This window comes from Sphingobacterium puteale (genome assembly GCF_050986225.1).
GTDB classification, from domain to species: Bacteria; Bacteroidota; Bacteroidia; order Sphingobacteriales; family Sphingobacteriaceae; genus Sphingobacterium; species Sphingobacterium puteale.
The window spans coordinates 1,947,845-1,972,426 of the sequence record NZ_CP158959.1; the positions used below are offsets into that span (position 1 = coordinate 1,947,845).

At 45.6% G+C, this 24,582-nt stretch carries 22 protein-coding genes; 5 read left to right on the plus strand and 17 right to left on the minus strand.

The features are described 5' to 3' along the window. Window positions 1–74: 74 nt before the first annotated feature. Together ABTV71_RS08045 and ABTV71_RS08050 are read right to left on the minus strand one after the other, a co-directional pair. Window positions 75–1,241, minus strand: coding sequence for a FecR family protein (locus ABTV71_RS08045; protein WP_433902830.1), 1,167 nt, complete (start codon window positions 1,239–1,241; stop codon window positions 75–77). A 120-nt stretch (window positions 1,242–1,361) separates the two neighbouring features. After that, complete coding sequence (locus tag ABTV71_RS08050) at window positions 1,362–1,949, minus strand: RNA polymerase sigma factor (RefSeq protein ID WP_433902831.1); 588 nt, start codon at window positions 1,947–1,949, stop codon at window positions 1,362–1,364. Window positions 1,950–2,493: 544 nt separating this feature from the next. Here ABTV71_RS08050 and ABTV71_RS08055 point away from each other — a divergent pair. Continuing rightward, window positions 2,494–4,515 carry a tetratricopeptide repeat-containing sensor histidine kinase gene (locus ABTV71_RS08055; RefSeq protein ID WP_433902832.1) on the plus strand — a complete coding sequence of 674 codons (2,022 nt, stop codon included), beginning with the start codon at window positions 2,494–2,496 and terminating at the stop codon, window positions 4,513–4,515. On the opposite strand, the gene ABTV71_RS08060 is transcribed toward ABTV71_RS08055, so the two are convergent. Next, complete coding sequence (locus ABTV71_RS08060) at window positions 4,484–5,116, minus strand: LuxR C-terminal-related transcriptional regulator (protein ID WP_433902833.1); 633 nt, start codon at window positions 5,114–5,116, stop codon at window positions 4,484–4,486. The genes ABTV71_RS08055 and ABTV71_RS08060 overlap by 32 nt on opposite strands. A 266-nt stretch (window positions 5,117–5,382) precedes the next feature. Between ABTV71_RS08060 and ABTV71_RS08065 the strand changes: the two genes are divergently transcribed. Beyond that, window positions 5,383–6,939, plus strand: a complete 1,557-nt coding sequence (locus tag ABTV71_RS08065; RefSeq protein WP_433902834.1) for a fimbrillin family protein — start codon at window positions 5,383–5,385, stop codon at window positions 6,937–6,939. A 52-nt stretch (window positions 6,940–6,991) separates the two neighbouring features. Beyond that, entirely contained in the window at window positions 6,992–7,153 is a 162-nt protein-coding gene (locus ABTV71_RS08070; protein WP_165306116.1) for a hypothetical protein, read from the plus strand. A gap of 115 nt (window positions 7,154–7,268) precedes the next feature. On the opposite strand, the gene ABTV71_RS08075 is transcribed toward ABTV71_RS08070, so the two are convergent. From ABTV71_RS08075 to ABTV71_RS08095, 5 genes are all read right to left on the minus strand, one after another. Next, a complete protein-coding gene (locus ABTV71_RS08075; protein ID WP_433902835.1) occupies window positions 7,269–7,397 on the minus strand; it encodes a hypothetical protein in 129 nt (42 codons plus the stop codon). Between the two features lie 525 nt (window positions 7,398–7,922). Then, complete coding sequence (locus ABTV71_RS08080) at window positions 7,923–9,236, minus strand: DUF6252 family protein (RefSeq protein ID WP_433902836.1); 1,314 nt, start codon at window positions 9,234–9,236, stop codon at window positions 7,923–7,925. A gap of 4 nt (window positions 9,237–9,240) precedes the next feature. Further along, on the minus strand, window positions 9,241–10,047 hold the full coding sequence (locus ABTV71_RS08085) for a hypothetical protein (RefSeq protein ID WP_433902837.1): 807 nt from the start codon (window positions 10,045–10,047) through the stop codon (window positions 9,241–9,243). Window positions 10,048–10,066: 19 nt separating this feature from the next. Next, complete coding sequence (locus ABTV71_RS08090) at window positions 10,067–10,741, minus strand: CPBP family intramembrane glutamic endopeptidase (protein ID WP_433902838.1); 675 nt, start codon at window positions 10,739–10,741, stop codon at window positions 10,067–10,069. Window positions 10,742–10,751: 10 nt separating this feature from the next. Further along, window positions 10,752–11,762, minus strand: a complete 1,011-nt coding sequence (locus ABTV71_RS08095) for an Ig-like domain-containing protein (protein WP_433902839.1) — start codon at window positions 11,760–11,762, stop codon at window positions 10,752–10,754. A 218-nt stretch (window positions 11,763–11,980) separates the two neighbouring features. On the opposite strand from ABTV71_RS08095, the gene ABTV71_RS08100 reads away from it, so the two are divergent. After that, window positions 11,981–12,466 (plus strand): hypothetical protein, encoded by a 486-nt coding sequence (locus ABTV71_RS08100; protein WP_433902840.1) that lies wholly within the window; start codon window positions 11,981–11,983, stop codon window positions 12,464–12,466. Here the strand turns inward: ABTV71_RS08100 and ABTV71_RS08105 are convergent. Then, window positions 12,456–13,184: a LytR/AlgR family response regulator transcription factor gene (locus ABTV71_RS08105; RefSeq protein WP_433902841.1), complete on the minus strand. Its 729-nt coding sequence runs from the start codon at window positions 13,182–13,184 to the stop codon at window positions 12,456–12,458. The genes ABTV71_RS08100 and ABTV71_RS08105 overlap by 11 nt on opposite strands. Before the next feature lie 367 nt (window positions 13,185–13,551). Here ABTV71_RS08105 and ABTV71_RS08110 point away from each other — a divergent pair, with 367 nt between their 5' ends. Further along, window positions 13,552–14,385, plus strand: a complete 834-nt coding sequence (locus tag ABTV71_RS08110; protein WP_433902842.1) for a sensor histidine kinase — start codon at window positions 13,552–13,554, stop codon at window positions 14,383–14,385. A gap of 284 nt (window positions 14,386–14,669) precedes the next feature. On the opposite strand, the gene ABTV71_RS08115 is transcribed toward ABTV71_RS08110, so the two are convergent. The 8 genes from ABTV71_RS08115 to ABTV71_RS08150 form a co-directional block, all read right to left on the minus strand. Then, a complete protein-coding gene (locus tag ABTV71_RS08115) occupies window positions 14,670–14,813 on the minus strand; it encodes a hypothetical protein (protein WP_433902843.1) in 144 nt (47 codons plus the stop codon). Between the two features lie 236 nt (window positions 14,814–15,049). Further along, complete coding sequence (locus ABTV71_RS08120; RefSeq protein WP_433902844.1) at window positions 15,050–15,625, minus strand: hypothetical protein; 576 nt, start codon at window positions 15,623–15,625, stop codon at window positions 15,050–15,052. A 45-nt stretch (window positions 15,626–15,670) separates the two neighbouring features. Further along, entirely contained in the window at window positions 15,671–16,165 is a 495-nt protein-coding gene (locus ABTV71_RS08125; RefSeq protein ID WP_433902845.1) for a lipid-binding protein, read from the minus strand. 58 nt (window positions 16,166–16,223) lie between these two features. Beyond that, window positions 16,224–17,678: a SusD/RagB family nutrient-binding outer membrane lipoprotein gene (locus ABTV71_RS08130; protein ID WP_433902846.1), complete on the minus strand. Its 1,455-nt coding sequence runs from the start codon at window positions 17,676–17,678 to the stop codon at window positions 16,224–16,226. A gap of 19 nt (window positions 17,679–17,697) precedes the next feature. After that, on the minus strand, window positions 17,698–20,868 hold the full coding sequence (locus ABTV71_RS08135; RefSeq protein WP_433902847.1) for a SusC/RagA family TonB-linked outer membrane protein: 3,171 nt from the start codon (window positions 20,866–20,868) through the stop codon (window positions 17,698–17,700). Window positions 20,869–21,330: 462 nt separating this feature from the next. Further along, window positions 21,331–22,443 (minus strand): glycoside hydrolase family 26 protein, encoded by a 1,113-nt coding sequence (locus ABTV71_RS08140; protein ID WP_433902848.1) that lies wholly within the window; start codon window positions 22,441–22,443, stop codon window positions 21,331–21,333. 3 nt (window positions 22,444–22,446) lie between these two features. Continuing rightward, window positions 22,447–23,427, minus strand: coding sequence for a glycoside hydrolase family 5 protein (locus ABTV71_RS08145; RefSeq protein ID WP_433902849.1), 981 nt, complete (start codon window positions 23,425–23,427; stop codon window positions 22,447–22,449). A gap of 94 nt (window positions 23,428–23,521) precedes the next feature. Further along, on the minus strand, window positions 23,522–24,577 hold the full coding sequence (locus ABTV71_RS08150; RefSeq protein WP_433902850.1) for a cell shape determination protein CcmA: 1,056 nt from the start codon (window positions 24,575–24,577) through the stop codon (window positions 23,522–23,524). Window positions 24,578–24,582 lie beyond the last annotated feature (5 nt).

Consider the following 24,582-nt stretch of genomic DNA (forward strand, 5'->3'; position numbering starts at 1 on the left):
TTGGCCATCCGTCGGGGAAGCTCCACCTTTCCCGGCATTTCTTAAATTCCAATGATCGTATATGGTTAATCCAATCATTTCATAATGATTACCCTCCTTCCGTTCATCGTGTATTTTATGCGTTTGTCGGTTTTCTTAATAACTTCCATTACTGTTTCAAAATTTTCATACCGCGACACTGATCCCCAGATCATCAGGTCTTTGAGTTCTGGGGCCAACACGACATTAATATCATACCAGCGCTCCAGTTTTTTCATGACACTTTCGAGACTTTCATTGTTGAACATAAATTCACCATTTTTCCAGGCGAGACATTCATTCTGATCCACGGGGTTAATTGTTATAGTCCCAGCTTTTACAGATGATTGCTGACCAGGCTGTAATATTTTTGCTTGTTGTCCAGGGATCGATATTCTGACGCTGCCTTCCAGCAATGCTACCTGTGAATACGGCTCTTCTTTATATGAATTAACATTAAAATGGGTGCCCAGTACTTCCACTTTTTCTTTACCTGTCTGTACGATAAATGGTTTATGTTTATTGGGGGCGACTTCAAAATAAGCTTCTCCTTCCAGTTCCACCGCCCGTTTGTCAGCGCTGAATCTGGCAGGATATTTCAATTTGGTTTCAGCGTTTAGCCAGACCTTCGTTCCGTCAGCAAGAACAACATGATATTGTCCCCCCCGAGGCGTAGCGAGGTAAAGCATACTATTGGCAGCGACCGCAGCTTGATCCAGGATAACTTTTCCATCATCGTATGCAATGTGGTCATTCATGACAATCCCTTTATACTGTGAACTTAGGGTTAATTGCTTTCCGTCCCCTGTAGTCAACACAGCTTGGTCGCTGCCCGGTATGATAGCGTTTTCGGTAGCGACCAATGGCATTTTTTGTCCATTGTTGTACTGGTTAAATGTAAACCATCCAATGGATAGGAAAACAATAATTGAGGCGACAGTTGCATAAATAGGCCAAATACGGCGACGGGAAAAATCGCCTTCCTCCGTCAGTATCGTTGCTTTGATCCGCCTCAAATTCTCCTGTTCGCGGATCGTATAGGTTGAGTCAAACAGATATTCATATTCTTGCAATGCAGCTTGGAGCCCTTCTTCGGTATTTAACGAATTGGTTATATTTTGCAGCTCCGGATATTGTGTAAAGAGTTCCAGTAGTTCGTTGCTTGTTTCTGGAGTTATAGTCCCGCACAAATAATCCTGTAAGAGTTTTCTAATATCATGCATAGCTTATAATTGTGTTCTATTAGTAGAAACACAAATTTTTTATAAACCTGACGATAAATTATAATTTATTTTTTTAAATAAAGTAATCTGTTGGTTTTCAGTTGAATAAATAGAGGTTTGTTATTGTTGAGCGACGAGCACACAAAATAATGTCGATATAAACAGCGAGTTCTTTAACTTAAGCTGATTTCGAAGAATTGCTAATGCGCGGGAGCGATTGGCGTAGACAACATCGACACTAACTGCCAGACGTTTACTGATTTCTTCGACTGTAAGCCCTTCGAAAAAACTCATTTCAAAAACTTCCCGTTGTCTCGTGGATAATCTTGCAACTTCTTCATTGATCATCATAATTAATTCTGCATGAATTATCTTGGTATAGGCATCAACATCTTTACTCAGTGCGAAATCAGTATTTTCGATAATTTCCAGGGGATCCAGTAAGGCAGGTTTTCTTAAATGGTTCAGGCAGGCATTTTTTGTACATATATAGAGAAAGGCCTGCAACTTTTCGTCTGTATCAAAAGATAATCTATTCCGCCACATTTTAACGAAAGTATCAGAAACGATCTCTTCCGCGATTTCCCTATTTTTGAGGTATCGCATTGCAAAAAGGAGTAGTTTTTTATTATATTGTCGATAGGCTGTTGTAAGTCCCTGCTCTTGGTTCTTCCTAAGTCCATCAATCAGAATAGAGTGGGTTTTCATTATACAAAGTAAGTCTAAAAAATAAAATAATTGGTTGGTGTTAAAAAAACAGCAATTTTTGTTTAGATGTCTATCCAAAATAGAGAAGAAAAAGTGAAAAAACAAAATATTATTCTCGCTTTCGTGATTTTATGCTGAATTTCAGATTCTTTCCTTATTAACAATTTGAGATAAAGGTAGGTTGTTTTAGATTACTGTGACCATGAAGATTATAGCAATAATTATTAAAGCATATTTTAAGTGAATAAAAAAATCGAACGTGGCGACTATGTGAAGCTTACGGACAAAAAGGCAAGTTGACGTAAATTGATATTCGACAACTACCTGTCATTTGGAAACGGAGCATATCCTGTCTGTTGGTCTAGCAGTAGTTATCTCCTTTTTATGGTAAAACAGGTCAACTTTAGGGTAATATAATTTCATGAAGTTGGAATAATGATTTAAATTTGAGCGGAATAAGTCAGCCAAACGCATTACAGCATTCATATTACTATTTATAATGGAAGGTAAACAGTGTCATGTATTCAGGAGAATAACGCTCTTGATGTTAATCGTATTAAATTTTTCATGTTTCTCTCCTGATCATAAAAGTGATGCCGATGCTGGATTACAGGATACCGCATTAGTGAATAGGCTCAACTTGAAGGCTTATGCGCATTGGTCCAGTTCTCCGGATTCGACCATGATACTGGGCAGGAGAGCGCTTGCGCTGAGTGACAGCATCAGATACAGGACCGGAAAAATAGATGCATTCCGAAATCTTGGGATCGGGGCCTATGAGAAGGGGATGTACAGTGAAGCCATTGCGTATTATAATCAGGCCATATCGATTGCCACAGAGGAGGACGACCATGGCCGGAAAGCCAAAATATTAAGTAATCTGGCAATGCCTTATATTGCCCTGGGTGTCCATACCGAGGCACTCAAACAGTTAAACCTGGCTATCGAACTGGCCGATAGCTACCATTTGCCCTTGATAAAGGCGCACGCTATTCATAATATGGGAATGGTCTACCATTACCAGCACAAGGATGATAACGCTATTTTATATTATAGGGAGAGTCTCAGGCTGTACGAGTCATTGGGCGACTCCTCCCGGTCAACCTTTATTCTCGGAAATATCGGCCATCTCTATTTACATAAAAATGATCTGCAACATGCCAAAGAGCTGTATGATCAATCTTTAAACCTGGCTGAAAAAAATAAGAATTACAAAGCCATCGGAAACGCGCTCCAGTCATTGGGGTCTTTATATATGGAAAAGAAAGATTGGGATCATGCGTTGTCTTACTACCTGAAGGCCAAAGCCACCCTTGAATCCACGGGCGAGCAGACCGAATATTTGAGATTGCTGGACAATCTTGCCACATGCTATCTGCGTATGGACCATGTGGATGCGGCCATCCATTATTCAGAATTATGTTATGAATTGGCCAAGCAGAATAAACAGTTGTATTATATACAAAGCGCTGCGAACCGGCTTGGTACGATGCTGGAAAAAAAACAGGAACTATCCAGGGCAATTTTCTTTTATAAAGAATATAAATCCGCATCGGACTCGCTCTATAGAGCCGATAACAAAGAACAGCTGGTACGGAATGAAGAGGAATTTAAGTTTAAAAAGCAACAAAATGAGCTAGAATCCCTGTATCGTGCCAAAGTTTTGCGACGGAATTACATTTTGCTGGTGGCCACCGTGCTGATTGTTTCGTTGTTGGTCATTGCTGTTCTGTTGGTGAAAAATGTGAAAGACAAAAGGAAAGCCAACGAGGCGCTCCGCAATACAAATGAATTTATTGAAGAGCAGCATGCCTTATTGGAAGAATCGGATAATTTCAAAAAGTCTCTTTTAGCGTTGGTGACGCATGATGTGCGCGCTCCGATCAATAATTTAAACCGTATCCTCATGCTGATCAGGGATGGACTTGTGCCGCCGGAGGAAATTAAAAAATTACTTTCCTCCAATAGTGAGGAATTTGATTCCACGATCAATCTAATTGAAAACTTGCTGCTCTGGGTCAATCAACATCTGCACGCATCGGATCTGGTCATAAGAGAATTTGATGTCATGGATATTTTTCGGCAGATTCATGGTATATACATAAAACGTCTGGAGGAAAAGAAAATTAAATTGCTGATGGAATGTGACGAGGGCCTGAAGGCGCTGGCTGATGCCGAGGTCGTCATGATTATTCTTCGCAATCTGGTTGACAATGCGATCAAATTCTGTAAACCGGATAATCAGATCACGTTAAGGGCAGCGGTAAACGATCAGAACAATCGTATTACGTTTAGTGTCATTGATACGGGGGTGGGGATGTCCCGACAGGTGCAGGAAAATTTATCCACTGTCACTGAACCTGTCAGCCACCGGGGAACAAAAAATGAAAAAGGGTATGGTATCGGACTGCAGCTCTGCCGTTATTATCTGGGACTAAGTCACAGTGAACTTTTAATCGAGAGCCGGGAAGGGCAGGGATCCATTGTCCGATTTGAACTGGACCGGCCTACCGATGGACGACATATACAAGATATTAGATCACTTCGTGTTCCCGGGCAAATGTAATTAATTGTGTGATGGACTGGCAGTTTATCTTGGCCATCATTTTCCTTCTGTGGGCCACGACGGTGTGGGAACTCAAAAATAATTTTTCGGCTGTTTTGGCAATGGTATCTCCACGGGCGAAATGTTTTAAAAGTTCAATTTCGCGCGGTGTAAATCTGACCGCGGTGGACTGATGGTTTTCAAGCAGTTTTTCAAAAAACGGATCAACAAAATGCTGATCTAAGCGGACCGAAGCAAGGCATGATTTTAAGGTGTCAAGATTGCAGGACTTACTTAAAATTCCATCGGGATTATAATTTTTCAATGTTTGAATAAGCAGTGGCGAGAGTGCGCTGGTCAAAAAAATCGTCTTCGCATTTTTATTCAACCGGTCTATTTCAGGCAAGAGGGAAAGCCCAGTTTCTTCTGATAGGTAGTAATCTAAAAAAATATAGATTTTTTGGGTACCTGATGATGCTAAAAACCGCAGGAAGTCATCCTTACGGTCAAATGATTTTACAAAATGAAAGAGCCCGTACTTTTCTAAAAGTAAGGAAAAAGATGTGGCAAATAGACCATGATCATCTAAGATAACAGCAAGTTGTGAATCATTTGTCAACATAGCGCATTTTGAGTTCAGGAATCCAAAGTTACCTATTTAATTGACATTTTTTTTTATTTACTGCTGATTTATCGTGTTGTTTTCGTAGCAAAAATTTGTTATATGGTTCTAAAAGCATAGCAAAAATTTGCTATCCGACCACCTGTTAATTGATAATCGCATTTGTTTGTAGTTGATTTGCGGCAAATTCCCGGACATCTCTTTACGTACGGTTGACGCATAGAATAAGTAGAAAAGTAAATAGTCTCAAATCAATGTTAATTAACATGAAATCGAAATTTAGAAGTATTGGCAGCGTGGGAATGTTGTCCTTTGCAGCCTTAGCCTGTACAACCATTTATTCCTGTAAAGAAAGCAAGGACAGTGTAGCGGCAAGCGGCAAAGCCAGCGTGAGTATTCAGTTACTCGGCGTAGAAAACCCTGTCGTCACCACCAAAAAAGCAGGTAAGGGTGGCAGCGCTGCGTCCGCCCAGACGGTAGTGATCCCCTTGACAAATTCAAGTTCTTTTGAAGCCACATTGACCAGCGAGCCGTCCGTGACAAATGGCAGCCTGTTGCGGGCATCGTCCGGTAGCCGTGCTGCGGCGACCGAAGAGCGGACACCATTGGCAGATAACATCAAGTATAAAGTCGTGGTGTACAACGCCGCAGGTGATTATGTGACCGAAAAGACCTATACCAATTCAGTCGACAATACGGCTGCGATCGCGTTGGATGCAGAACAGACCTATACTTTTGTGGCTTATTCGGTCAATAGTACCGCGACAGTTCCTGCGGTAACAGCACAGGCAGATCTTGCCAATGCAAGCTTGGACAACGTCAGTGCCGATCTGATGTATTTCAGGAAAGATCTAACGGTCCACTCAGGTGATAACAACCTGGATGTGATCCTCAAACATAAGTACAGTGAAGTCACGACCAACCTGAGCATGGCGACTGAAATGACGGGGGCCATTACCGCTCTGGGAACGACGACGATTGACCCCACACATCCAGGCGCAAATCTAAAACTGGCTGACGGCACAATTACCTACAATGGATCCACCACGACGGCTAATGTTGTATTCCCCACATTGGGTGCCGGCCTACGTACTGTCTCCAGTACACCGACACTGTTGATCCATCCGGGGGCAACAAACGGAGTCTTTAAGTTTGGATCGATTACCATTGATGGCGAAACGAAAAACAATGTATCTGTGGGAGGTTTGAACATCGTACCGGGCCAGCGGTATAACCTCAACCTGAACTTCAAAACCTGTACACAACCAGTGACTGGCGGAGCTGATCTAAACTGGACCTATCCGGCTTCGGGATCAGGTGCCATTGTCGATGGAGTGACGCGGCCAGCCGGATATGTAGTGACCAAAGAGTTAACTGCGCCCGGTGCTGATTATGGATTTGTGTTTGATATTCAGCAACTGGATAATTCCTTTAATATGGAAGTAAATGGCCAAAAATTGGCGACACAGGAGATTCAGTTTGAGGCAGGCATTGCCATTGCACCGCGTAATGTACGTTTTGCGGACGGAAGTCTTTATGGTGGAACCAATACGGAAGGAGGCACAGTGCCCCAGGTCTACAGCTTGACCGGTACTGCAGCCAATCCGGTTATCCGCGTGGTCATAAGCCGCTCCGGTGAGGTATCCATGTATGGCAGCAAAAGCAATGGCGGAGCATTATATCCGTTGGAGCTGACACTGGGTTCTTTCAACACCGTGCCATGGAACTCTACATCCAATACGGTAAAAATTACGCAGATAGTACAGGGAGCGACGAAAATGGTCGGCGCCGGAAGCGGTAGAAAAAAGATTGCTTGTCCATAACTCCCGATAGAATTAAGTCCGTTAGTAAAAACAATGAAAAATTGATCATATCATGAAAAATATAGAACGAAAAATTTATATAAGTCCACGCATTGAAACAATGGAAGTAATATTGGAGCAGGGCATCGCCGCAGGTTCGGCGGCAAACACGACCAACGATCCGCAGGAATCCTGGGATAAAGCCGATGACGACAATCGACTGATCAACTGGTAATGTTGGTGTAGCGCTATGGTTCTGAAGACTGGCCCGGTATTTTGCGGGGCCAGTCTTTTTTTTAATGTTGGTTTCCTGTAGTTAAACAAAGTTTATATAGCTCATGATTATGCCATTATCTATTGCGAAAGCTGGCCATAGTCCCGAGGGTTTCAATGTTTAGCTCCGCATAAGCCCATTCTTTTCCGATAACAGCTTTTATATTACCAGCAATAGCTTGGTATATTTTGTCGGTTGTTTTCATTCCAATGATTAGTTCGTAAAGCTTTTCTTGACCTACTATAATTGTAGCAATTTTTCCAGGTCATCGTTGTTCACTAAGCTAATTGGTGTAAGTGCTTTGCGTAGATTGATGAAAGATTGCGCCCCTCATGTGATTCCGGCTTCGGGTAAATCTTGACTTTAGGAGTTAGGGGGACGAAAAAGTATTTATTCTTAAAAAAATAAAACTATTTTGATCCTGATCGTGTCCATTGATTGGATATGTATAAAGAATGATAAGGTATACGTAGGATTAAAGGAAAGTTTTTTTGAAGGTCGGAACAGCAATTGATCCGGCCTTTTTTGTTGTTTTTAATTGCTAAACTATAACTCACTTAGCAGGCAATCCCAATCTTCTTTGATGGTATTGCTATTTTATCCATTAATATTAATGATAGGGTTTTTAGTTTTGACAAAGCTTATGATTGTAGCTGGTATATTAACCCGCGACTATAAATATTATGGACCTCCGTAATATCAGCGCGACATCGCAGCCTTAATCGGTGGATTAAGGCTGCTCATAAAACGGTAATTTAAATGTCGCCGAAATATCCTTATATTCAGTAAATCCGCAATCTTTTAGTAAATAAAATGTACCGGTTACCGTTCCTGCGATGTAATCATCGTCAGACTCCGTGATCGTTACTTTGCCGCTGAATTGCTCGGCCCCGGTGCAGGGCCTATAAAAGTTCCACAACATGACCCGGGGATTACCTTCACTGAATGTCATGTAAAATTCTCCTGGCCCGCGGCCGGCAGGGTAGGTCTTGCCTGTTAAACCGTTGCAATAAATATGGACACTTTTACCTGCTTTCACATCTACGCCTTCCAACAATAAGGATAAGTCTCTTACCCGTACCCCCATTTTGCTGCTCTCAAAAGGCTGCCCGCCCACGGTCCCTTTGAAGTAGGCGTCTGCTGTCAGTTGGAGCGGGGTAAGAAAAATCATTTTACCTATTGGTCGCTTACCACCCGGATACCGCGGGTCGGGTAGGCTACCTTTAGCAGTGATCTCCACCTGCACCGTGACCGTCCTGGAAACAGGGACTGATTCTGGCGCAATATAGACTGCTTTTGCGGGCAGGCCGTGTACATTTTTCTTGATTTCGAGCTTGCCCGGCCCCTCAACGATCTTCCATGTGATGGATGCTGCAGTCTTAGGATGTAGATCCTCAAGCGCGCTGAGCGGCCATTGATCGACGTCTTTGGTACCCAATGGAGCCAATCGGCTGGTCTGAAAAAGATCCAGTGTCACCCGGTCATTTTTTTCGATTATTTCGCGGTCTTTCCGAAGGGTTATTTCTTCAAAGAAAATCCAGTCACTGAAATGGTCACTTGTAACAGAGAGCGTACCCGCCTGTTGGTCCAGCATAGTGGGCAAAGCACACCAGACCCCATCTTCGCGCTGGTAGGCGATGAGCAATCCTTTCTCGGCCCCTTCCGTAACCTTCATTTCTGCATAACGGAAGCTGATCGTCACCGGTTTCGAAAAACGGATTCCTTCCGGTAAAATCCGGAAGGCAGGTCGATCGATTCCTTCCTCCAGCGTATTCGTTATCGGAAGGATGCTGATCTCGGTGGGGACTTCAATGCTTCCCTCAGGTATGGTGATACGCACGGCTTTATCGGTGGTTTCGATCACGCCTCCATTTTTGCCTATCATTTTGACTACGGGAGCTCCGGCTGGTGTACCCTTTGGTTTTACAGCTGGGATTCCTGTTCCGTCATCCGAACGTCCGTCGATTTCTTTCGGCCCTTTGCTGCAGCAGATGCCGAGCAGCAAAAGGGGGATGGCCCAAATTAAAAGTATTCTTCTTTTCATTGCATCAGTATTGTTTAGGTGAATATTGGTCGAGTGTTGTTAAAAGTTCGTTCAGGTCGGGTGCTGACAAGCCTCCACCGTCGGTCATCTTCCAGAATGCCAATTGGATGGCGTTGTAAGGTTTCATCCATTCGGGTTCTACGTAGTCTTCGTCAAAAGCATCCCAGGGGTTTTGATGTTGAACAAGTTTCAGACCTGGCCTGTCATTGAGCAGCGAAATGAATTTTAACACTTCGGGCTCAGTAGTGACAACCGAGGGCCGGTACTTGCCTTTACCGATCACGTAGTTCTTTGTGTCATCAGCGAAGTTATCTTCCCACGGAAAGCCCCGGGTGGCATTCATACATGCAACACCTAAATATACAGTCGTCGTGTCTCCTTCGGTATCATGTATATTTGGCGGTACATTAATACATACCCTGCCCATAAGCATGCCGTTTTGTATACCACTGGGGGAAATATTTAACATGATGAGTCCCGCGGGGAATTCAACATGTCCGCCATCCCAGGTAGGATCGCTGACTATATTAATGTCAGCATAGAAGGTATTCATGTTGCCAAATAGCCGCTCGATCGAGGGATCGAACGGATAGCTGTCCCGCGAGACAAACCTGAGTCCTTTCGGTAGCTGAAAAGGGATACCTTCCGGATTCCCTTCCTGCTTACCAAAGCCCGCAACAGACTGGACACTGCCTATCTGCTCAATAGGCAAGCTATCTCCCTTAGGCTTGTTTCCCTTGTCACAGCTCATCAAAACAACGTGGAGGAGCCCTATAAAGGCTATGCCTCTTAAACGATTCCGATTGTTCATAAATATTTTTCCTTTTTAATTAAATCGCTAGTTTGAACGGTAGTAAGTTATGGTATCCCATAACAATTAAAGTACCTTCGACAGTGCTATGCAGGAGGATATTTATCGTGATATTGGTATACCTGTGGTACACGAGTGCCATCATGATACCCCAGCAAAAACTGGAAATAATCCCATTGACTGCCAGGTGACCGGAAAGCATACAATAAAGTAGGGCGCTAATGCTGATAAAAATCCATTTTCCCTTGATGCCGGCCCGTTGCAATTGCGTATAGACAAAGGATCTGAAGTATAATTCCTCGCCTATGGCGGTGATAACTGCAGTCTGGAACAACAGCGTGATTAATTCAGTCCTGTCGCCGGATAGCGGTATGGTCAAAGTGTATTTTAGCTGTTTTTCCACTAGCCAGGTATTGTCTATGGACTGTAGCGCTCCCATGATGCAGACGGCGAAAAAGTAAATCAACATCGTTCTGTTGATATCCAGCAGCGAGGCGAGTCTGAAATTCACGGTCTGAAAAGCTCCTTTTTGCAGGTTTAGACCGGCTACAACGATTAAGGTGACCAAGAGCGTCGACTGCCAATACGGGAGATAGGGATTAAACATGAGTGCATTTGCAAATAATAGGAGTACGATTGGGCTAAGCTTACTTAGGGGCTTACTACCGCATGTCGCTGATGTGATGAATTTCATTGATGTCTGCTCAGTTCATTTCAATATTTAGAGGCACTTCTTTCCAGTTGCCAAACCAGACCAGACACTCGGGATCGCCGGGAATAAAGGTAAATTCTGCTTTTCGCAATGCTTGCTTCGGCGTCAGGCCAAATTCATCTTTCAGGTTGATTCCTTCCTTCATGAAAATGGGCGCTCCGTCGCCGGTTTCTATTTCGATCGAGTAACGTCCCAGGGGAATGTTATTGATGTAAAGCTCACTGTTCAGTACCTGTTTTTTGATGACGAATGTGACCTTTTCGTCTGCATGTACCAGGTCGATCGGGGTCAATTTGACGACAATGACGGTGCCGATGGGGAAACTTCCCGGCAGCGGTAGGGTCTCTGTTCGCAGGCTATAGGAGAGGTGCACAGAGCCTCCCATATAGCTCGAGGGCCATTGGGGCGATTCGGCGATCTGATCGGGCCTGCCTTCGCCATATGGGAGCAGGGCAAAATTCTTTACAGCCCCGCTGCTGGAGGCAAACTCATTCAACGTACTGTCGGCAGGAAATAGCGAGACAAATGCCCGGCCACCCTCATGCAGCATATTTATTTTGGCTCCCCAGATTTCGGTATGGCCAACGGGAATCTTTATTTCGTAGTAGCCTTTGGAATCACTTTTGGCAGTGGCCGAGCTGTAAAGTCCCCCAGCAATAGAGGAGCGGACGCCGATCTCCGCGTCGGGGACTGGACGGCCAAAGACATCTTTTACATATCCGCGCAGTATGCCCGGTTTCACGTCCAGGGGCGCGAACTTTGGTAATTTGGGGCGTTGTTTTTCCATAACGTTGACATACCGCCGGTTTCCGGGAACATTTATGCTCTTGGTCCGTGCGGGAAGCTGCGAAAAGGGCAGCTGCGGTCTTATTTCTTCTTGAGGATGGGGATCCTCGCCGGCATTGGGCGAGTTATTGCCTTTTGAACAGGCCGAAACCATTAGACAGCTGAAAAATAGAGAGGCCATCCGTACGGTTTTTCTAGGGTTGATAAGTTTGTTCATAGCTAATTTTTTTGCTAAGTTATCCAGCGAACCTTTAGGGCGGTACCTTTTTCGATGAATGGCGCATTACAGGTGCCGAGCGGCGTAAAATAAGGGTAAACGAAATTCACCGTATCAGTTCAGGGGTCAGAATATACCGTTTGTCTCCCTGACAGGCTGTTCATCGTTTATTGGGATAAGGTATTGCTGACCGGGCGATCTTTGAAAAAAATAACGACATGAAAATAATCAGATTAAACGTATTCATTCTTTCGCTGGGCCTATTGGCCCTGTTGAGCGGGGCATGCCAAGCCAGTGGGGGCGACCGTCCGAACAGCACCTCTTTTGTAGGCAAAAAATGGCAGATGGAAAAATTCACGGTATCGCCAAGTATTGATTGGGATCTTGATGGCAGCAAGGACACTGACATCTTTGCGTTGCTCGAACCCTGCGACAAAGACGACTTTTTGATCCTGCGGGAGGACGGCATTGTCATCCGCGAAGGGGGAGCAGAAAAATGTGACGAGGACGAAGACCTGCAGTGGGAAGATGGCACCTGGAAGTATGATGGGGCGACCAGCATGCTGACCTTCTTAAAGGAAGGAAAGCAGGAGGTATCAAAAGTTCTTAAATCAAATTCGGAAAGCCTTATTCTGGAACATCATTTCAAAAGCACCAAAGGCGAGGAACATGTGCTGACTGCTGTCTATCGGGTTAAAAGATAAGGTGTTTAATGGTGGGGAGATAACTTCTCCCTACGGTGAGTTCTGTGCCGTTGTCCATGAGAAGAAAAGTTTTTCCGATATCCCGGTAGAGTTCCGAAATGTGCTGCACATTGACTGCAACGGATCGGTGGATACGGAGGAACTTTTCTGGATCAAGTCTCGATGCCAGCGAGCTGATACCTGACGAACTCAGGTACATCTCGGATGAGGTATGTAGTTCGGTGTAGTCTCCGAATGCCCGGAGGAAAATAATAGTGGACACATCGATGTTGCGGTATCTTTTCTTGAACTCCACAAGGATCCTTTCGGGAAAGGCTGATTTTTTTCCGAATGTTTCTCCCAGCATGAAAGAAGATTGTACCGCGTTGGTATGTAGCTTTTCCATGGTCCTTTCAAACCGTTCCTTGGTATATGGCTTTAGGAGGTAATCGGTCGCATTCGTTTCAAACGCCTGAAGGGCATATTTGTCGTATGCAGTGGTAAAGATTACCTGCGGCACATGGTCGATCTTCTGCAGGACTTCAAAGCCATTGGCCCCCGGCATCTGAATGTCAAGAAAGATGAGATCAGGTTCGAGCCGGTCGATCTGCCCGATGGCTTCCAGCCCATTGGCACATTCACCCGCCACATAATACGTTTCAAATGGTTTCAGATACTGCCTGACCAGCACCCTGCCGTGCTCTTCATCATCGATGATTAAAACTGACTTTTTTGCCATGGGATCATACTTTTATGCAAGATAAACAGAATTATTGTGTTGTCCTTATTTTTCGACAGACGGCATTATAGACAGGTGAAGGTTAAAAATGTAGTGCTGAATCAACATAGTAGGTAAAAAAAACATAAATTAAGGTATAATTTAGAGGTTTATGACATATCCGGGGCATTTAGGCAACCCCAAAAGGGAAATATTGCTTTTTATATTCGTTTTGCTGGTGATGAGCGTGCTTTATGCCACACCGCGTCTCTTTGCGGGCGACTTTTCGCTCGGTTTCTTAAAGGAACTGCTGGTTGATTGTCTGATCATGGCGGTGGCCTGCTTTCCGGTCTGGTGGTTACATTTCCGCAAATGGACGACGCTTCCGATGAAAACGCGCTTTGCCCTGCATCTGCTTACCAGCATTTTGTATTATGCCAGCTGGGTGATCCTTTATCAGTTCTACAACCGATGGATAGGGGTACCGGTCATGACCGGCAGGCAGATGATACAGAATATCGGTCCCAATCTCCTTTTTTATATCCAGGTATTCAGCTCGCTGCATATTGATCTGTTCTTCCGCGAACGGGAGTATCAGCAGAACAGGGAAAGAGAATTGCGTGAATTTGCCCATCGGGCAGAGATCGAAAGCCTTAAGGCACAGATCCAGCCCCATTTCCTGTTCAATACGCTGAATAGTATAAGTGCATCGGTACCAGCAGAAAATGAGCACACCCGAGTGTTGATTGCTCAGCTGGCAGATACCTTTAGGTACGCGCTGCGGTCTACAAGGGAGGAGCTGGTTCCGCTCTGGCAGGAGCTCGATTTTCTGAAAAATTACCTGCTGCTGGAGCAGAGCAGGTTCGGAAAAAGACTTGAATTTGAAATTTTGGCCGACGACGGATGCCGGCAGGTCAACATTCCCCCGATGCTGCTGCAACCTCTGGTGGAGAACGCGATTAAGCATGGTATAGAACCTGCGGTATATGGAGGACAGGTAAATATTGCCTGTAAACTTGACCGTGGATTTATCCATTTTTGCATTCGAAATACGGGTGCTCCTTATGCCGGAACGGTCCGGGAAATGTTTAACGCAGATGGAGTCGGGCTTTCAAATACGGCCAAACGTCTATCAAACCAGTTCGGAGAAAACCTTCATATTGAGCTCGACGAAAATGGTGCGGTGGCGGTATCCTTTGCTCTTCCGGCTGGGCAGAGCTAGACTGCCTTGAATTTTGCTGTGCTCTGATAACAACAATTTATTCCAGACCGGCTTTTTTTCATCATTCCGTGGATGAGACCAAAAGAGCTATTCCCCCGTAACGGTTTTTATGTCGTTTGTCTACCGATATGTGCGTCTTATCGAAAAGATCAGCATCCTAACCACAGGACGACGATATTTGTCAACAGTTAGTAATACTAGTTTCATTTCATATGTGGCATGTCGTGATGATATTCCGATGTTTATTTAAGAATTGCCAGGGGCCTCCAAAGCCCTTGGTTTTTTTAATTGGCACCTACCGCCAATCTTATTTTGTCCGGAACGGCTGCTGTACCTGATGAGCTGGAGGTAGTCAGGAGATATGCTTTGAAGCGCAGATCCGGATGACCGCCAGAATATCGCATTAAACGCCCGAAAATGCTGTTCATCGAATTTACCACCCAAGATGTCCAAAAATTTTCATATTTGATACAAACTGTGGTAAGGTTTATTTTCATATGGGACATGTCGGGAGATATTTCCAGTTAACATGTTTATTTGGGGGGCTGCAAAGACCCCGATTTTTATTTTATAGGGGCAGAATTGCCGGACTAATGTTAGCTGGACTACAAAAAAAGGTGTCCCAAAAGGGACACCGTCAGGAAATCAGGGCTGGATGACCTTGTTAAAATGTGTATTTTACACCGAATCCGCCGCTCTTGCTGGAAAAACCGCCGCCGCTGTTTAGGGTATATCCGGGCTGCCAGTCTAAACTGATCGCGATAGGCAGCTTGTCAATTTTATATTCGAGTCCCGCGACGCCATCCAGACCATAGGAAAAAGAAGAACTATCTAGCTCGCTGTCTTCGAATCCTTTGAGTTTGATGTAACCCAGCGAGGCCCCGCCCCCCAGATACCAGCGTAGTCCCGGTACGGCGAGACTGCCATGATATTCATAGAGCACGGTGAGGTTCAGCGCGGTACCAAGGCCGCTCATGCCATCATAGTGGACAATGGCCTCAAAGGCAGCGTTGTCCTTTACAAAGAACTTTCCGGTGGCACTGAGACCCCAGAGGAATTTGATACCCAGTGCGGCCTTATAAGGCTGTTCTGAATTTCGCACCACAGATGATGATGCTGTTCTGGCTTTTTTCGCTGGGGCAGCTGTGGTACTTTGTGGGGCGGCAGCGTCTTTTTGCTGCGCGAATGTCGGAACTGTCAGTACCAGTGCACCCGCCATAAATAATTGTTTGGGTTTCATGTAGGATTGATTGATAAAATAAAATTATTGGGTCTTGCGGCCTCGTCAATATTCATCTTCGGGCCAGGCCGTACGTCGGTGTCCTTTGACGGTATAGATATCGCCTTCGGCACCGGTTTTATATTTGACATAGATACTGTCTGCCACCACATCACTGGGTTGCTTGGACGCATTTAGCAGAACCTTGCCTTCGATGATCGAGAAATTGACCGCGGGATCGGCCTGGGTATCCTGGTAATCTCCGGCAACAAAAGCCTTGTTGGCGACATCCACTTTGATCTTTGCCAGAATAGTTGGCCGCGATGGGGTAATCAGTCGAAACCAGGCGGCATCGGTTAGATTATCTGAAGTATTATAGGTACGCAGTACAGACATGTTCTCCACACGTCCGCCATCTTCATTGTATATATGTGTATGCCATTCGCCGGAAATCGGAAAAATGGGTGAATATTCGACTGCGGGCTGCTCTTTCTTGCAGGAGGCAAAGGCCACTAGAAAGAGCCCTGTTATGATCATTGTCGTATTATAACGTGATTTCATGATGCTGATCCTTTATTTGTTTCGTAAATATTTCTGCTTATTCTCCATACCGTTGTACTTATTTTTTGTGCCACCACATCTTCGTATTGATAGGAACGACCCTGGGGGTATTGGGATTAAAATCAGATGAATTTTTTGGATAGGCCAATCTCCGTGGTAGCTCATTGCCCGGAAGAGAGGAATTGACAGACACGGTATAGTGCCCTGCAACATAATTGGGGCTGTCCGGTTCTACGCTACTTACCTTCGGATATCCGGTGCGGTTCTGATCATAGAATGAATCCCAGGCCTGACAGCGCGTAGCAGCTACCCATTTCTGCAGGATAATCTGTTCAACCATAGATTCGACGGATCCCGGTCTAAAAACGTATTTCCCGTTTTCTGTAATAAAAGGCGCAGCATTTTTGCCCCAACGGGCAAATGCGGCTGTAACGCCAGCATTATAATGTGCGGCGGCTTTGACTGGTTCGCCTGTGCGGGCAAAGGCTTCGGCCTGTAAAAATTCAACCTCGGCATGCGACATAAAATAGACCGGATCAGTCGCCGCCAGCAAAGCCCGTGAAGAAATGACAGTAGATGACGCGAAATAATCTCCCTGGCGGTAGGCTTCGTAATTTCCATTCGATGCAAGTTCATAGAAATCCGAAATACGCGGATCGTCGTTTTGCTGCAGATAATAGAGTAAAGTGCGGCTTGCGCGGATATTGGGACCGCCCAACGCTCTTCTTTCGGACTCATAAAGTGGATTGGACTTGTTTACCTGATCCTCAAATGCGGTCATTTTTGCATCCGTGTTCAGTACATCAGCCTCGTTCAAAAGCGTGGTAATGGCGGCTTTATTGGCGTCAAAATCGCGCATCAGAATTTTTAATTTGAGTGACTTGGCGAACTTTCGCCAGTTGTCCATGTTCCCGGCAAACAAAAAATCATTTGTTCCCATAGCCGGCCCCTGTTTTGCCTGCTCAACCTTTGCAATGGCTGCCTCCAGCTGCTCCAGGATTAAACCGTTTGCGGTCTTTCCGTCATCCCATTTGGGGGTGAAGTGTCCCTGATCACCCTGAAGCCCCTCTTTGATGGGCAGGTCGCCATATAAATCGACCAATACATGATAATCAAAGGCCAGCATAATTTTTGAAGCCACATAGTAGTGCCACTGACCCATCCCTTCGGCCTTTGTCCCGGCGAGCTGCAGATCCTTCATGCCTCCGCCAAAAAGATTGAACCAGATACCGCTGTAGGATTGATTTGTAAGACTATAGGAGTCAATATTCCGGTATTGGCTGGAGTTATTGTTTTGTGTATAATGCTGTGACCAAAAGCTTCCGAGCAATTGAAGATCGCCACCTATTTTGGCAGCGCTATAGGCTAATCCCGAAGGAAACAGGAGCTGAGGACTGGCATCCTGTTCGGAAGGATCGTACGGATCTATGTTAATATCCAGGCTCTTGGAACAGGCAGCCAGCAAGAAGGTACTTACCAAAAGCATATACCCTATTTTTTTTAAATTTTTCATAGCAAACTCTTCAATAAGATTAAAAACGAACTCTTACACTACCACCAAAACTTCTGGAGGTCGGACCTACAGCAAATTCACCAAAGTTGGACCGGATATCATTTCCATAGTTGGATGATTCGGGATCGACAAAATTGTTATTCGCCGGTGTCCAGAGAAATAGGTTGCGGGCGACCAGACTGAAGTCTATCCCTTTGATTTTCGAGCCCAGGGCAGCTTTGGGCAAGGTGTAAGTCAATACGACTTCCCGAAGTTTAATAAAATCCCGCTTCAGCACCGCCTCGCTATATTGCGCATTATTTGTATTGGGATCCCAGTAGCCGTATTGATTGCCTGCAGAAATGGGCCGATCATTCTCTACGTAGCTGCCGTCCGCCAACTGTCTGACGGAATTTGGTACAAGCCAGGGCTGCCTTTCATTAAAAGTGGTCTTTACTGCATTTCCGACAAAATAGTTTAGCTGGGCAGTATAGGAATAAAAGAATCCGCCCTTACGCCAGTCGAACACTCCACCCAAACTCCAGTCTTTATAGGCAAATCTGGTCGTAAAGCCCAACACAAAGTCAGGCTCAAATTTGCCGACTGGCCGTTTCACATTGGCGTCGGCAATGGGTATTCCCGCATTATTGACCACCGTCCTGCCGGCGAAGGGGCCTTCGGCCACTGTCATAACTTTTGGAACCTTAAAAATCCCCAGCGGCTGGCCAACCTCGGCGATAAAATCCACACCATAGGCACTGTAGATGTTATATTCTCTGACATCATCCCAGAGCTTGGCGACCTTGCTGCGATTCTGCGTAAAATTGACACCAAAGTCCCACTGAAAAGTTTCGGTTTTCATCGGTGTGGTATTTAATCCGATTTCTACTCCCTTATTCCGAATATCGCCGATATTCCTTGTCCGAGTCGTAAAGCCGGTTTCGGGAGAAATGTCGGCTGCAATGATCTGGTCCACTGTTTTACGGTTATAATAAGAGACATCCAGGCGGATCCGGTCCTTCATAAAACGCATTTCGGTACCAAATTCGAGTTCGGTTGTAATTTCAGGTCTTAATTCCTTATTCCCCAGGATTTTGCTGTGCTGCAATCCGGCGGTTCCGCCCAGTGGGAGGATCAATGAACCGAAGCCTAATGCAGTCTGTGTTGCTCCATAAACATTTTCCGTTAGGTACGGCGAGGCATCATTGCCTGTTTTCCCCCAGGCGGCACGCACTTTCAGGAAATTGAACTGATCGGACCTTAGCCCCGGGAATGCCTCAGTCACAACCAGGGAGCTATTTACCCCGCCATAAAAATAATTGCGGTGATCGGCAGGGAGGGTCGAAGACCAGTCCGAACGGAATGAGCCATTGATATACCAGAAATTCTTATAGCTGAATGTAAGATCCGCAAGCAGACCCATCAGTCGCTGCCGTATAAAAATATTGTTGGAAACCGGATTTCCGGTTGTGTTTTTTAGACTATACCAGCCCGGTATATTCAGTCCGGAGATAAATGAATTTAGCTCCGAGTGGCCTCGTTGATTGAAATTGAAACCTGCGATTCCCGTCAGATTCATGTCCGGATTCAGTTGCTTGTCGCCTTGTAGCATCAATGTAGCGTCCAGCTGATTGGTCTTCCGGTAGAATTCAGCATAACGTCCCGTAATTGGTGCTTTGTCGTGTTCGGCAGATGGCGAACCGGGGGTGTAGGTTATCTTCTGCGCAAAATCAATGGTCTTGTTATTGCCAAAATCCCCACCCAATTTTCCGGCAATCCGTAACCAGGGCAGTAGTTTATAGGAGAGATTAATATTTCCGTAAAAACGGTCATCCTGAAATTTTCTGCCGTTATCCACCAGTGCCTTATAGGGGTTGGATGCATACGATGTATAATAATTGTCGTCGTTATAGTATTTGTTCATATAGTCGCGCAGTGAGGCAATAGGAATATCGACGGGGATCTGGATCAGTTCCTGAAAGGTCACATTTCCGCCATCGGAAGCTCCTTGCCCTTGATAGACCGCGTCCAGGTCCCTACGGACATAATTGACACCATATCTCATCTCAAATTTATTCAGTTTGGTATCGCCCTTAAACGAAAAGTTGTTCCGCTTGAGCTTATCGGGATGCCCCGGCAAAATGCCCTGCTGGAAAAAATTACCATAGGAAAAAAGGTACGAAGATGCTTCTCCACCCCCAGAGATGGCCAGCGAATTAGTGGCATCAAGTCCATTCACATAGAAGCTGCGAATGTTATCTTTGACATATGCAAATGGTTTGGTCTGTGCTACACCGTCGACCACTGAACCCCAGGAGCGCACAACGCCATCGAGCTTGGGACCCCAGGAGCCATTTTCGTTGGAATTGTAATCCGGCCACCCTTGTCCAAATATATTTTGGGTCTGAGGTACCATCAGCACACTGCTCGAATTTATTGCACCAGTATAGGTCACCGCAAGCTGCTGACCCAGTTTGCCGCGCTTCGTCGTAATCATAATAACACCATGTGCTCCTCTGGAACCGTATAAAGCCGTTGCGGAAGCTCCTTTTAAGATCGTCATCGATTCGATGTCGGCAGGATTGATATCATTTGCGGTATTTCCCAGATCGACAGACCTAGTCGTATTGATATCACCCTGCATACTGTTATTAATAGGGACGCCGTCCACTACATACAGCGGGTTATTGCCTGAAAAGGATGATATCCCACGGATAATAACTTTGGTAGATCCGCCCACTGTGCCTGAATTGGAAATACTGACACCGGCAACTTTTCCCTGCAGCCCGGTCATGGCAGTCATGTTGTTGGCGGCGGTAATGTCGTCTGACTTAAATGTGGTCGCGGCGTAACCCAGTGCTCTGCTCTGTCTTGAGCTTCCCATTGCGGTGACAACCACCTCCTGCAAGGCATTTGAAGATCCGTCAAGGCTTACATTAAAGACGGACTGTCCCTTTGTGACAATGACCGTCTTTTCCGAAAATCCTACCGAATGAAAGACGATCGTCCTTCCTGTGGGTACAACAAGTGAATAATTGCCGTTGGCATCGGTCTGGCTGGCCAGGTTAGATCCTTGAACGGCGATTGTCACTCCCGCCAGTGGTCTGCCGTCCGGCCCCGTGACGCGGCCGCTCACTTTTTGCTCCTGGGCAAAAGCAACAGAAGCCATGGCCATACTGCCCACAATTAAACTGACTAATTTGTGTTTCATAATTTTATATTATAGTCCTCTTTTATCGCATTGGGAATACCGATGGGTATGTGCAGGGAAATTGCCCCGCCCTGAAAAAATCATAATGTATCCTGTAGCGAAGATATTTGCCCTGGCAATAGGCCAAACAAGAATTAGACGAACGACATTTGCCGGCGGCCATCCGGCAAAAAATGGCGTCCAATAACGCGGGAGGTCTTTGCGTACAAAAGAAGAATTGGTGATGTGCTAAATGGTTTTCGAGTTTCTCATGAATTTGAGGAGGATTATAGTGGGGGGAGCTTTACCTATTTCGAAATGTAAAAAAGAGGCCCGTTTGGGCCTCTTCTCTTAAAATGCTAAATCTTCTTTTAGAGGACTGCAAAGATCGTTATGTGTCCATTTTATTGTTTCAATTTCAGTTAAACGAGGTTACATAAACAAAGTGGGGCTTGCGCAAATCCCCCTCTTTGTTTATTGGACTTATTGATAGGTTTGTTTTAGATCTTTTTCGAATAAGGTAAATGGATCCTGGTAAAATTTTAGAAAGTCTGCCGCACTGACCTGTCCGGGATAAGGGGCATAATAATGTGTCGGACTTTCCTTATCGTTGCGCCATACCAATACATAGGCCATGTTAACGCCCGCTGTTTTTAGCACTTTCAGCAATACATCGTTCCACCATTGCGGATTGGAAATGGATTCCAGACCTGTTTCCGTTAATGCGGCAATTTTATCGTTCTTTTCCGCAAAGGAACTTAGGATTTTGAGTTTATGGACCGCTGCCGGTAGATCATAATGCCCATCGCGGCCAAAATCTGCGTAATTATCCATTCCAACGATATCTACCCAGTCATTGCCTGGGTAGCGTTCCAAAAACTCCTGTTCGGAATTAAATTGACAGTCGGGCGAAAAGGCATAAATAAAGTTATGTACCTTCAATTGATCCCGGAGATAACTTACCGTAAATCGCCAGACGGCCATAAAATCTTCGCGCGAGGTATATTTTTTTCCCCACCAGAACCAGTCTCCGTCAAATTCGTGGAAAGGACGAAAAATAATAGGTATTGCTGCTCCGTCCTGTCCCTTGGCTTGATGTGCAAATGCCGCTATGAATTTTAGCAGTTTTTTATAGTGCCGGTGATGTGTGCCGCCCGGTTTAATGGCGGCCATCGCCGCTATGGATGTAGAGTCGTTCCAGTAAAAACCATCATTGGAAACCGGATTGTTAAAATGCCAGCAAATGGTCGTAATGCCTCCACGGTTGTATGTATCGCTGACCTGTTGCAGGAGCATCTGCTGATTATCGGAAATGGCTTTGGGAGATTGACCTGAAAAACCCATAAAGTCGAAGCCGATGACAGCCGGATGCGAACCGGTGACCGATTTTACATCCGATCGGTCTTTGCTTCCCTGCCACCCATGTCCGTAGGCTGTGGCATCCTGATGGCCGAACAATACATGACTGCCGGCCCATCTTTTAAGGTTTTTATACAGCGCCTGTGTTTGAACCGTTGCATTTTTATCAATCAGCTGCCGCTGTCCCCAGCTCTGCAGCCCCAGCATGAGTAAATTAACAAATAGGAGGATTCTCATACTTTAGGGGTTAAGTGTTCTCAATTGCGCCTTGATGTATTGCCCCGCCGGGGTAAGATGCCGTTTCTTCCAATGGCCATGCAGGGGAGCCATCGGTTTAAGCAAAGCGGTTGTTTCGTCCTTATCCGTCAGATTCCAGTTTGCCCAGCTGAGTTGATTGTTTTCCATCCAGTCGAGCCAGATCTTCGTCTTTTTCAGATCAAACTGGCCATTGCCATCGGCTTCTCCTACGCCCCATTCGGTAACGAACAAAGGCAATTGTTGCCCGATTGCTTTCTGAGCACGGTCTCTCAGCTGCTCCTGATGATTCGGATCGCTCGCATAGAAATGAAAAGAATATGCAATGTTATTAAAGCCCTGAATCCGATCATTGGCCACACTATCCACATCTTGATCCCAATGCGGAGATCCGACGACAATAATATTGTTTTTGGCATCCTTGCGGATCGTATGGATCAGCTCCACTGCATATGACTTGACCACTTGCCAGGTCGTTCTTTCGGGTTCATTCCAGATCTCATAAATAAGTTGCGGATGATCCGGATACTGCTGTGCCATCCGGGTAAAGAAAGCTTTCGCCTGATTGATGTTACGGTCCGCATGGTGGTCGTGCCAGTCTATCAGGACATAGATGCCACGCTGCAATGCCCGGTCTACTACGTTCTTGATCAGTGTGAATTGCTCTTCGGGAGATTGCAGATAGCCACCGTCCGGTTCCACGGCCAGCGCAACACGGATCAAATTGACATTAAAATCGTCGACCAGCCGGTCAACGACTTCTGGGGTATAGTACTTTTTGCCACCCCATATACTCCAGGAGAAACTGATGCCTCGCAATTGGACGATCTTGTCGTGTTGGTCTACTATTTTTCCTTGTTTTATACTGAGGCTTCCATGCCTCTGTACTGCGGTCTGGGAAATTACGCTGTTATGGAGCAGGCACAGGATCACTGCTACCGTAAAAATTCTTATATGCTTCATCATTTGTAAGGGGTGCTAGCTCGCCGAATAATCGACGATTTTTACTGAGCGGCATTTGATCGGGACCAAATGCCGCTGCAATAATGATATTGACCTGCTATTTAAAGAAAATAACGTCGTCTAAATAGAACGTTTCATCCTGTGCATCGGGTCCCTCGATCCAGAGGCCGAGCTGTTTGAAGGCATTGCCTTTGCTCCATAGACCGATATCCGCGAGATCCAGGCGGACATAGGTCCATACGCCTGCCGGAACACGGATGGGAGTTGATCTGTCGGCATTTCCAAAGCCCGCAGCGCGCCCATCGCTGGTAAGATAAAGTGTATAGTCCTGCGAACCGCCTTTGATCCAGAATGAAAGGAATTTTAGGTCGGCATTCTTGGCCATGCCGTCACCCCAGTTGGCCATGCCATTGGCAGACCAGCCTCCTTTGCCGTAAACCATTTTTGAGGATGCATTTCCCGACTTAAAGGTTGCCGTGCTAATTGTTACAGCTCCCCAGCCCCAGCCTTCAAAACCATTTTGATAGGAATCGGTAAAAAGTCTGAAAGCCTGATCAACGTTGACAAACTCCTGCGTTGTCGTAATTTCTCCGGCTTCGCTTCTGATATCGAGTTTTGTTCTGCTGACTTCTGTCTGCGGTAGGGTCACCACCAGCTGACGTTGACTTTTGCTCACGATGCTGGCCTTTGCCCCCGTACCGGTCAGGGTCACCTCCGTTACATCATTTAAATAGTTGCCGTTCAGGATAAGCTGGGTGACCGCGGGGGTAAAGTTGTAGTCTGAAACTGTGGCAACGGAAGGTAGCGGGGTGACATTGAAGGGAACCCGTAATTGCTTGTCCAACATATTGGTCAGGATGATGTCCTGCTGCCCTGCTGCCGCTGTGTCCGGTACACGGAATACCAGCGCATGGTCATTGTTAAAAGCTGGATTGAAGCCGGCAGGAACATTTCCCGTTTCAAAAATAATGGATTTCATGCCCGCAAGTCCCTGGCCGGTCAGTACGATTACCGTACCCGGAGGGCCGGATGTTACTTCCAATGGATCAGCCTGGGGATTTCCTGATGGTGACAGCTTATCGTCTTTTTTACAGGAAACAAATGCAAAGCAGGCTATTGCGAGGATGCAGACGTAGTGATATAAGGTCTTCATAATTT

Excerpts from the sequence above, each read along its gene's own strand:
- ABTV71_RS08045 (WP_433902830.1), bottom strand. The coding sequence starts at position 1,241 with ATGCATGATATTAGAAAACTCTTACAGGATTATTTGTGCGGGACTATA.
- ABTV71_RS08050 (WP_433902831.1), bottom strand. The coding sequence starts at position 1,949 with ATGAAAACCCACTCTATTCTGATTGATGGACTTAGGAAGAACCAAGAG.
- ABTV71_RS08055 (WP_433902832.1), top strand. The coding sequence starts at position 2,494 with ATGTTAATCGTATTAAATTTTTCATGTTTCTCTCCTGATCATAAAAGT.
- ABTV71_RS08060 (WP_433902833.1), bottom strand. The coding sequence starts at position 5,116 with ATGTTGACAAATGATTCACAACTTGCTGTTATCTTAGATGATCATGGT.
- ABTV71_RS08065 (WP_433902834.1), top strand. The coding sequence starts at position 5,383 with ATGAAATCGAAATTTAGAAGTATTGGCAGCGTGGGAATGTTGTCCTTT.
- ABTV71_RS08070 (WP_165306116.1), top strand. The coding sequence starts at position 6,992 with ATGAAAAATATAGAACGAAAAATTTATATAAGTCCACGCATTGAAACA.
- ABTV71_RS08075 (WP_433902835.1), bottom strand. The coding sequence starts at position 7,397 with ATGAAAACAACCGACAAAATATACCAAGCTATTGCTGGTAATATAAAA.
- ABTV71_RS08080 (WP_433902836.1), bottom strand. The coding sequence starts at position 9,236 with ATGAAAAGAAGAATACTTTTAATTTGGGCCATCCCCCTTTTGCTGCTC.
- ABTV71_RS08085 (WP_433902837.1), bottom strand. The coding sequence starts at position 10,047 with ATGAACAATCGGAATCGTTTAAGAGGCATAGCCTTTATAGGGCTCCTC.
- ABTV71_RS08090 (WP_433902838.1), bottom strand. The coding sequence starts at position 10,741 with ATGAAATTCATCACATCAGCGACATGCGGTAGTAAGCCCCTAAGTAAG.
- ABTV71_RS08095 (WP_433902839.1), bottom strand. The coding sequence starts at position 11,762 with ATGAACAAACTTATCAACCCTAGAAAAACCGTACGGATGGCCTCTCTA.
- ABTV71_RS08100 (WP_433902840.1), top strand. The coding sequence starts at position 11,981 with ATGAAAATAATCAGATTAAACGTATTCATTCTTTCGCTGGGCCTATTG.
- ABTV71_RS08105 (WP_433902841.1), bottom strand. The coding sequence starts at position 13,184 with ATGGCAAAAAAGTCAGTTTTAATCATCGATGATGAAGAGCACGGCAGG.
- ABTV71_RS08110 (WP_433902842.1), top strand. The coding sequence starts at position 13,552 with ATGAAAACGCGCTTTGCCCTGCATCTGCTTACCAGCATTTTGTATTAT.
- ABTV71_RS08115 (WP_433902843.1), bottom strand. The coding sequence starts at position 14,813 with ATGAACAGCATTTTCGGGCGTTTAATGCGATATTCTGGCGGTCATCCG.
- ABTV71_RS08120 (WP_433902844.1), bottom strand. The coding sequence starts at position 15,625 with ATGAAACCCAAACAATTATTTATGGCGGGTGCACTGGTACTGACAGTT.
- ABTV71_RS08125 (WP_433902845.1), bottom strand. The coding sequence starts at position 16,165 with ATGAAATCACGTTATAATACGACAATGATCATAACAGGGCTCTTTCTA.
- ABTV71_RS08130 (WP_433902846.1), bottom strand. The coding sequence starts at position 17,678 with ATGAAAAATTTAAAAAAAATAGGGTATATGCTTTTGGTAAGTACCTTC.
- ABTV71_RS08135 (WP_433902847.1), bottom strand. The coding sequence starts at position 20,868 with ATGAAACACAAATTAGTCAGTTTAATTGTGGGCAGTATGGCCATGGCT.
- ABTV71_RS08140 (WP_433902848.1), bottom strand. The coding sequence starts at position 22,443 with ATGAGAATCCTCCTATTTGTTAATTTACTCATGCTGGGGCTGCAGAGC.
- ABTV71_RS08145 (WP_433902849.1), bottom strand. The coding sequence starts at position 23,427 with ATGATGAAGCATATAAGAATTTTTACGGTAGCAGTGATCCTGTGCCTG.
- ABTV71_RS08150 (WP_433902850.1), bottom strand. The coding sequence starts at position 24,577 with ATGAAGACCTTATATCACTACGTCTGCATCCTCGCAATAGCCTGCTTT.